Raw genomic sequence first — 8,392 nt, 5'->3', positions numbered from 1 at the left:
CATGTGGCTCGACTGCGACATCTTCGCCGAATACGAAGCCGGGGACCACTACATCGTCATCGGCCGCGTCAACGAAATGAGCACCCCGGAATGGCACTCCGGCCACCCCCTGCTCTACTTCAAAGGCCAATACCGCCACCTGCTCGAACTCAACGCAGACTAACACCACACCCCGCCAACAACTTCACTGCCGCACGGTTGCCCGCCTAAGAAAGGGCTGCCTGGTAAGGCCCGGAGCATAAAATGTCTGGGAGGTGAAGGTGAGCGTTCGTGAGGCTTTCGGACACCTCGAAAGCCTCACGGCGTAAGTGAGTGTGTCGATTCAGACGAGAGTGGATACCAATATGAATGACTGCCTCGCCTACCGGAACATAAGGTACGCCAGTGCTGAGCGTTTTGCCGCCGCGGAGCTGGTTCCGTTCCAGGGAGCGGAACCGGGGAATGTAGCTGGCCCCCTCCCGCCGCAGAATCCGTCACGTTTTGACGTGCTGCTGGGTCCCCCGGCGCCACTGGAACAGTCGGAGGACTGTCAGGTGTTGTCCGTTTTTACCCCGGGCACTATAGGCAATCGCCCAGTCATGATCTGGTTTCACGGCGGCGCCTTCATAACCGGTGGCGGTGAGCTTCCCTGGTATGACGGATCCCGTCTCGCGACAGAGCAGGACGTTGTTGTGGTCACCGTGACGGCCAGGCTAGGCGTGCTCGGATATCTGTGTCTGGATGACGTAGAGGAGCCCAGCCCAGCGACCACCGATCAGTTGACCGCCGTCGCATGGGTTCATCGCTATATCGACCAGTTCGGGGGCGATCCCGACAACATCACGCTCTTCGGACAGTCCGCCGGAGGATTTGCCATAGAGGTGATGCAGCGCTGGGGTCTTGGTCCGCACGTTAAAGGCGCAATCTACCAGAGCAGCGACATCAATCTCGGCCGGCTTTCCTACCAGCGTGAGGACGTCACCCGGCAGGCGAAGGCATTCACAGAGCTCGTCGGCCGGGATCCACGCTCCCTGTCCACCGCGGAAATTCTTGCCGGGCAGACGCGCTTTGCGGAGCAGGCGGGAACTGTCGAAATCTGGGCACCCGTCAGGCCTGGGATAGAGCAGCCGATCGGTACCCGCCTCCTCGCAGGATGGACCCGCGACGACACCCTCCCGTTCATCATGATCGAGAACGGGATATTCGAACCACGCCCAGGCGTCTTCGAACAGTTCGCGGAGGCAGTGCGTGAACGAAACGCAGCCGAAATGATCAAGGGAACACGGGAGGTAGTGGACGAAGCTGTGGGAAACGGATACCCCTGCTGGCTCTACGAGTTTGATTGGGACGTACCGGAATCCGGCTGGGGGTCACCGCACTGCATGGACTTACCTTTCCTGCTCGGCAGTAAAGAGGCTTGGACGTCTGCCCCCATGGTGACGGGCGGTGACTGGAATCTTCTCGAACGCAGAGGCCTGTACCTGCGCGGAATCTGGGGGGCGTTTGCTCGAAATGGGGACCCGGGCGCCGGGTGGCAGAAGTATTCAAAGCATACGAAAGTCATCAACAGGCTTGAGCAGGACCCCTCTCCTGCCCCGTAGCCAAAGGTAGACGAGCAGTACTGACTTTCGATGGAAAAACCCCTACAACAACCACTAATCACTGGCCCGAGACCGGCCGGGAAAGGAAACTGATGTCAGACCTCACGCATATCCGGCCAGACTGGGAGTGGGACAAGGACTATCCGCTCACACAGATGGTCAAAGCAGGCGACTACCTTTGGCTTTCAGGACAGGTCCCCTATGACGAAAAAGGTGAGCTCGTCGGGCTTGGTGATTTCCAGGCGCAGGCGCGTCAGGTATTCACGAACATGCGACATGTTCTGGGACTCGTGGGCTGTGATCTGACATCCGTTGTCCGGTTAACAAACTACCTCGTAGTTCCCTTGCGGGACGCTGACACGACAAAGGCGTTCTGGGAAGTGAAGCGGGAGTTTTTCGGCGACAGGCACCCCGCGAGCACCGGTATCCAAGTCAGCGCGCTCATAACTCCAGACATGCTGTTGGAAGTAGACGCCATCGCCTATGCCCCCGATGCCAAAGTTTGACTCAAGGATTAACCTGACAGGCCCTGGACACTGAACAGTAAGCTTCCAGGGCCTGTACGGCCCAAAATCGAATGGACGAGAGACGCACCGCTCTCAGGTGGCGCTCACGGCTCCACCCTTCGTGGCCATAGGTGAGGGGCAGCCGCTTCGACCAGCTGGACGCAGCGGGAGATTGCCGTCTCGTCACCGTCCTCACACGTTCACCGCGTCTGTATCCAAGCTCACTTCAGACACCGCGTTAGAACGCGCAAATACCGCCGTTCACGATCAAAAGGGTTGGCCCCACTCAGTCAATCTACTTCTGCATGTACACAACCTTCCAAAACTTCGGACGGAGATGCGGTATCGTCCAGCATGATGCAGTGAGCCATGAACTCAGGCTCATTCACGAGGAAGGCCGATCAGCCACGAACACCGCCGCCGCTAAATTCGATGCCGTAGATGTCCGCATTGTTCAGGAGCTTCAACAGGACGGGCGCCGCCCAGTCCGTGAAATTGCCAAGAATTTGAACATCCCGGAGGCCACAGTGCGCCTGCGGTTACGGCGCCTACAGGAAGCCGGAGTACGGATCATGGCTTTCGCGAATCCAGCAGGATTCGGACAGATCAAGCCGGCACTCCTACTTGCCATTGTCGGGCCGAGCTCCCATGACGAAGTTGTCCAGGCCCTTGAGGCATGGCCGGAGGTCGTCTACCTCTCCACGATGCTCGGAGAATTCGACCTCTGCATTCAAATCTACGCCGAAGACGATGCAGAGTTGCTGAAGTTGACACAAGGCGTAAGGGAATTGCCAGGGGTCCAGTCCGTGAAGGTGATGCTCGAGATCGACGTTCACAAACTGCACTGGCGGCTGCTGCGATCCAAGGACCTGGAAACTGAATGAACGGCGCATCAGACCGACCAGAAATTAAGTGCTTCTAGGGTCACATCCCTTCAGGAGCAACCGCCTTCAGAGCTTTACTTCCCAAGCCAAGTGGTATGTTCGCCGATCTGACGTACTCGGCCTGCACAGTTGCCGCCGATAGCCCAGGGTTGTGATGCGCCTTACCAACTTCTGCCAAGGCCCGGCCACTTCCACCTGCCTTCAGACCCCAGGAACAGCTATCCGAGTCAAAATTTCCTGAACAGGTTCGCACAGCAAAAGTAGCAACAGGTACAGGTTTCTGCGCATATACAAGAAACTTTTAAGTTTTCCTTTGACATGCGCATCTTTCTACGTACTATTGTTTCCTATACGCAGAGTTGGTGAGATCCATCACTCTGACTTCAGGAGCCTCTGCTCCAAAGGCCCTCCGAATGACGGGAGGGTATTCGCCTCTCTGGCAGCACACACAACTCATGCAAAACCAGCGACCCGGACAACCGGCGACCCAAGACGAGCATGAGCTCTAAACACGGAACGGGTTTTCTGCACCGGTCCATGGAAGGAACAAATCATGGCCACTTGGGATTCGATTGTGGTCGGCGGCGGCTTCGCTGGCGTAATGGCCGCGCGGGAGCTTTCGGAAGCTGGTCTTTCGGTACTCCTGGTTGAGGCACGGGACCGCTTGGGCGGACGCACAGCCTATCGGTCATTTGCAGGGACAGAGGTCGGAATTGAACTTGGGGGGACTTACCTTGACGACGCCCACACCCACATCAGGAACGAAACAATGCGCTACGGGCTGCAGCTCGTATATCCTCCCGAGCCTCAGCGTTTGATCTGGCACCTAAATGGCCGGCGATGGGAAAGCGCTGGTTTGCCCGTGCCGTGGGAGGAAGCTGTCAGCGCTGAGGAAGCCCTCTCACAGCTCCGCGCCGCCGCAGCCCGAGTCACGGTGGGGACTCCTCATCACCTGCAGGACATCCAAGACCTCGATGTTTCAGTGGAAGACTTCATAAACAGCCTGGAACCCGGGCCGATCACGCGTGATCTGCTGATGTCATGGGCTTCCCTGTACTCAGGCACCGACAATCACGACAACTCGGTTCTATACCACCTGCATTCAATCGCCGCACTGGGGGGCAGCCCCGTCGCCCTGGCACCATCCCTGCTAATAGAAAGTGGAACGGCCAGCCTGATAGAGGCCATGGCCGGAGACTTCACCGGTGAAATCCGGCTCTCCACCACCGTGCAGGGGATCACCCAGGACGCTGCCGGCGTCACCGTCACTACCGCTGACGGAGAACAGTTGCGGGCGGAACGCGCAGTAGTTGCACTGCCCGTCAACACTCTTTCCCAGGTGGCCTTCGATCCACCCCTCAACGCAGGCAAACAAGTACTGTTTGGTGACGGGCACGTCGGGCACGGGTTCAAATTCTTTGCGCTTGTCGAGGGCGTCCGGGAAAATGTACAGGCGGTCGGCTGGGGACTGGACAGCGGCGTGACTTGGCTGTCCACCGCCAAGCACCTCGGGGACCGGAGCCTCCTTGTTGGTTTCGCACATCCGGCGGACAACTTTTCCCCGTTTAGCGTCGAGGACGTCCAAAAGGCCGTGGACGACTACATACCCGGTGCTCGCGTCATCGCCGTCGACGGGCACGACTGGAATGTCGACGACTTCTCTCAAGGGACGTGGATTTCCCCGCGTCCAGGCCAACTTACCGGTCTCGCGGCAACGCCGAGTGCGGACGAGGACCGGCTACATTTTGCCGGCGCAGACATCTCTCTCCGCTGGTTCTCCTGGATTGAAGGTGCTTTGGAAACCGGTTACGAGGCCGCACACCGCCTAATCGCAGCCGCAGATGCAGCTCAACTCAAGGAGATGGTATGAAGAAGGTCGCCGTCATTACAGGCGCAGCAAATGGAATCGGTGCGGCGACAGCACGCCGTATGGTGGAGGACGGCTTTGATGTAGTCGGCCTGGACAGGGAGCCCGGACAGATCGACGGGGTCACCTTCTACGAGTTTGACGTCACGAAAACCGACGCGCACGACGAGCTCCTTGGCCGCATTGAAGATAAGCACGGCAGTATTGCAGCCTTTGCCAACATCGCGGGCGCCGCTTCCCCCACAACCATGGCAGACATCACGCTGGACACCCTTCGCAAGCAGATGGCTATCTTCGTCGAAGGAGCTGTGTTCTTGTCCGTCTCCGCCGGGCGGCGCATGGCGAAGACCGGCGGTGGGCGGATCGTTAACGTGAGTTCTACTGGCGCGTTCGCCGCCATGCCGTCATTCCTGGCATACAACACGGCCAAGGGAGCCCTTGACGCCGCCAGCCGGACTCTGGCCCAGGAGTTGGCCCCGCAGAACGTTCTACTGAACGTGGTCTCACCAGGCTTCGTTCGGACACGGATGTCCAACGACCCTGACACCGGCGTTAACGAAGCCGACTCAGAGTGGTTCCAAACCCAGTTTGTCGACTCCGGCCGTCTGCCCATAGCGCGCACCGCCGAACCCTCTGAAATAGCCGAACCAATTGCATTCCTCCTCTCCGAACGCAATACCTACATCAGCGGGGAGACCCTCGTCGTCGACGGCGGCTTGACCTCAACAATGTAGGTCTGGGCGCAAAGTCTCCCCTCAGACCCGCTGGATCAGTAGCGCAATTTGTTCGCCGCCACAGGGGCTGCCTCGTGGACCACCGACGGGGCCCTCTTCCATCACGGTTACCGTTCCGTGCTTCCACTACATCCGCTCCAACGACGGGGCGGAGTGACACAACAACTAGACACCAGTTCCAAGGAAGGAACGACATGTCCGTGGCTCAAACCACTGCAGATACATCCGGGGTCCTGAGGACAAAAGTGATACCCGTGGTTGCCTACAGCCTCATCTTTACCCTCCTGTTCTTCATCCCGAACCTTCTGCCCTTGTACACCGGAATCCTCATCGACGCGGGCGGGATGAGCCCATCCCAAGCCGGCGGAGTAAACTCCACCTACCTCGGTGGTATGACAGTTGCTGCCATCGGCGCCACTTTCCTGGTCACGAAAATTTCTCCTCGAAAGCTGGCATTCCTCGCCACCATCCTCCAAACCGCAGGGTTTTGCTACCCCCTGGTCTTCGCAGGCGGTGAAGGCGTCCTCGTTGGCATGGCCATTGCCGGGTTGGGAAACGGCGCACTGTTCGCAGTCGCAAATGCCGCAGGAGCCCTGGAAAAGTACCCCGTGCTCGTTTTTGGGGCAGGAATGGTACTGGCCAACGTAGTTTCAGCCGCCGTCCCAACACCCCTGTATGCAGCGGTTGAAAGCTTCGGTCTCCGCGGGCTCTTCATCACCCCGCTGGCGATAATCCCGCTGATACTCGTTTCACTTCTCGTTCTGCCCCGCAAGGTCGCCACCGTAACCGGCACGCCGGAACTTCCCCGGACCCGCCGATCGCGATCAGTCAAAACGACTTCGGTTCTGCTTCTTTCCGGGATCTTCCTCACCAGTCTTTTCAACATGGTCTACTACGCCTACTCGGATCGACTGCTCGTACGAGCCAACTTCGACGTCGACGCCATTGCCGTCATCTTCACGGTCGTTTACCTGACAGCAGCAATTGGCGGCGTTATAGCCATGGTGATGGCCGGCTGGCAGCGGCACCTTGCTTCCGGCCTGGTAGTCATCACCGCACTCCTGACACTCTCGGTCGTAATCGCAACGACAATAGAATCACCGCCGGCAGTTGTGGTGGCCGTAAACGTAGCAGGGATGATCTCCATGCTGACCATGGCGGTTCAACCTGCTGTTGCTGCACAAATCGACGCAACCGGTCGGCTCGCGGCCGCAGCCAGCGGCGCCCTCATTGCCAGCATGGCCCTGGGCCCGATTGTTGGAGGGTGGGTACTCGAAGCCTTCGGATTCCCCGGAATCACCACCCTTTCGACGATCATGGGGCTGCTGGCCATCGCACTGGTCGCCGCTGTCTACTTGCGTCGCAAGGCTGCAACAGAAGAACCACTTCCGGCTGCGGCACCCGAGCAGACCAACGTGCCGGGATAACCGGACTACCCACCGGGAGATTGTCCAACGGCGATCCCCGCCCAAAAACCTCGTCCCAACAACAGGAGAAACAACACACCATGATCAATAGCACGACGACAACGACCGACGCCCGCAGTCTCGTCCTCCATGCCGTGAAGGCGCTCTTCATCAACCGGGATATCACGGCCCTGGAGCAGGATTTCGCTCCTGACTACGTTGACCACGCCCTTCCGGCCGCGGACAACGGACTCGACGGACTCCGTGGCTTCCTAGCAAATCTTCCCGAAGGCTTTGGCTATGAACCCGTCCGCGCTCTCGCCGACGACACCCTCGTGATGACCCACGGCCTCTACCACGGGTACGGCCCCGAACCGGCAGGTGTTTTCGACATCTGGCGCGTTTCCAATGGCCGGATTGTCGAGCACTGGGACGTGTACGAGAAGCCCTCAAGCGACGACTAGCCTGATATCCGACCACAGACAGCGTGGTTTGGCTCGTAGGTTGCTGCAACTTCCCGACTTTGGGTCGTAGCAGCAACCTATGGGTCTTTAAGCGACACTGAACCCGCCGACGGGAGAGCAACTTTGCGTTCCAGGCAGGAATGGTGCGAGCTGCTTGTCGGCCTCCGCGAAGAAATGGGGGACCGGTATCCTTCCTCCGGGGATGACCCGTACGTCTTCGCTGTAGTTACGGCGACTGGGTTGAGCGGCAGAATCATTCTGAATTAGATCTTTGCCCCATGAGCCATGGCCTTGCTTGCGACCTTGCCCAGTCAACCGCCGCGAGAGCCAACAACTCATTCGTAGACAATGTCCTCGCATTGGCTTACAGCCCTTGTCCTACAATTCGGTCGCCTTAGGGCTCTGACGCCCTCCGGAGGTTGCGCGCATCGGACCAGCCATACACCCCAACACCTGAGCATGTGATTGATTTCGTCTCACAATGCGTCGTATGAGCCCGTAATTGCGGCCGTCGAAGTCAAGCAAGCGCTCAGAAATAAAGTTGCAAGGTCTTGACGAAAGTCATGTTAACGCTAGATCATTGTGTAGCAGGCCAGTTGAAGTGATCCACGCCACTCCTTTGGTTGGCCAGCATCAGTGATAAAAGGCGTATGAAGCCCGGGAATCTCACCGTCGACAGCGGACAGGACCCGAGCCGGAACACGCTTCTAATGGCGGTGTTTTATGTTCTGTCAGCCGATAAACACATCAACGATCCAATCTGTTCGCCAGCTATGTCTGGATCCAAGACTTGGTGAAGTATTGCTTTTGGAAGGACATCTAGAATGACAAAGACCATCGATACCGGGGTGTTTATCCCTGTTGGCAAGAACGGGTGGATTCATTCGGTCAACACCCCGGAGACCCCGGGAACGTATGAGCACGTCCTGAAGGTCGTGCAGGGCGCTGAGG

8 protein-coding genes are annotated in these 8,392 nt (G+C 58.4%); all 8 read left to right on the top strand.

The window, feature by feature from the left end:
* The first annotated feature begins 1 nt into the window (after position 1).
* Positions 2–163, top strand: coding sequence for a flavin reductase (locus AC5RTT_RS18850; protein ID WP_494146470.1), 162 nt, complete (start codon positions 2–4; stop codon positions 161–163).
* Between the two features lie 181 nt (positions 164–344).
* Positions 345–1,580 carry a carboxylesterase family protein gene (locus AC5RTT_RS18845; RefSeq protein ID WP_494146469.1) on the top strand — a complete coding sequence of 412 codons (1,236 nt, stop codon included), beginning with the start codon at positions 345–347 and terminating at the stop codon, positions 1,578–1,580.
* Positions 1,581–1,672: 92 nt separating this feature from the next.
* On the top strand, positions 1,673–2,086 hold the full coding sequence (locus tag AC5RTT_RS18840) for a RidA family protein (protein ID WP_493995872.1): 414 nt from the start codon (positions 1,673–1,675) through the stop codon (positions 2,084–2,086).
* Between the two features lie 362 nt (positions 2,087–2,448).
* Positions 2,449–2,970, top strand: a complete 522-nt coding sequence (locus AC5RTT_RS18835) for an Lrp/AsnC family transcriptional regulator (protein WP_493995871.1) — start codon at positions 2,449–2,451, stop codon at positions 2,968–2,970.
* A 574-nt stretch (positions 2,971–3,544) separates the two neighbouring features.
* Positions 3,545–4,840, top strand: a complete 1,296-nt coding sequence (locus AC5RTT_RS18830) for a flavin monoamine oxidase family protein (RefSeq protein WP_494146468.1) — start codon at positions 3,545–3,547, stop codon at positions 4,838–4,840.
* Positions 4,837–5,571, top strand: a complete 735-nt coding sequence (locus tag AC5RTT_RS18825) for an SDR family NAD(P)-dependent oxidoreductase (RefSeq protein ID WP_494146467.1) — start codon at positions 4,837–4,839, stop codon at positions 5,569–5,571. Before AC5RTT_RS18830 ends, AC5RTT_RS18825 begins: the two co-directional genes overlap by 4 nt.
* Positions 5,572–5,771: 200 nt before the next feature.
* On the top strand, positions 5,772–6,998 hold the full coding sequence (locus AC5RTT_RS18820; protein ID WP_494146466.1) for an MFS transporter: 1,227 nt from the start codon (positions 5,772–5,774) through the stop codon (positions 6,996–6,998).
* 80 nt (positions 6,999–7,078) lie between these two features.
* A complete protein-coding gene (locus AC5RTT_RS18815) occupies positions 7,079–7,441 on the top strand; it encodes a nuclear transport factor 2 family protein (RefSeq protein WP_493995867.1) in 363 nt (120 codons plus the stop codon).
* The last annotated feature ends 951 nt before the right edge of the window (positions 7,442–8,392 follow it).

It is taken from the genome of Arthrobacter sp. Y3221157, from assembly GCF_059089865.1.
This window is presented reverse-complemented; position numbering and strand designations above follow the sequence as displayed.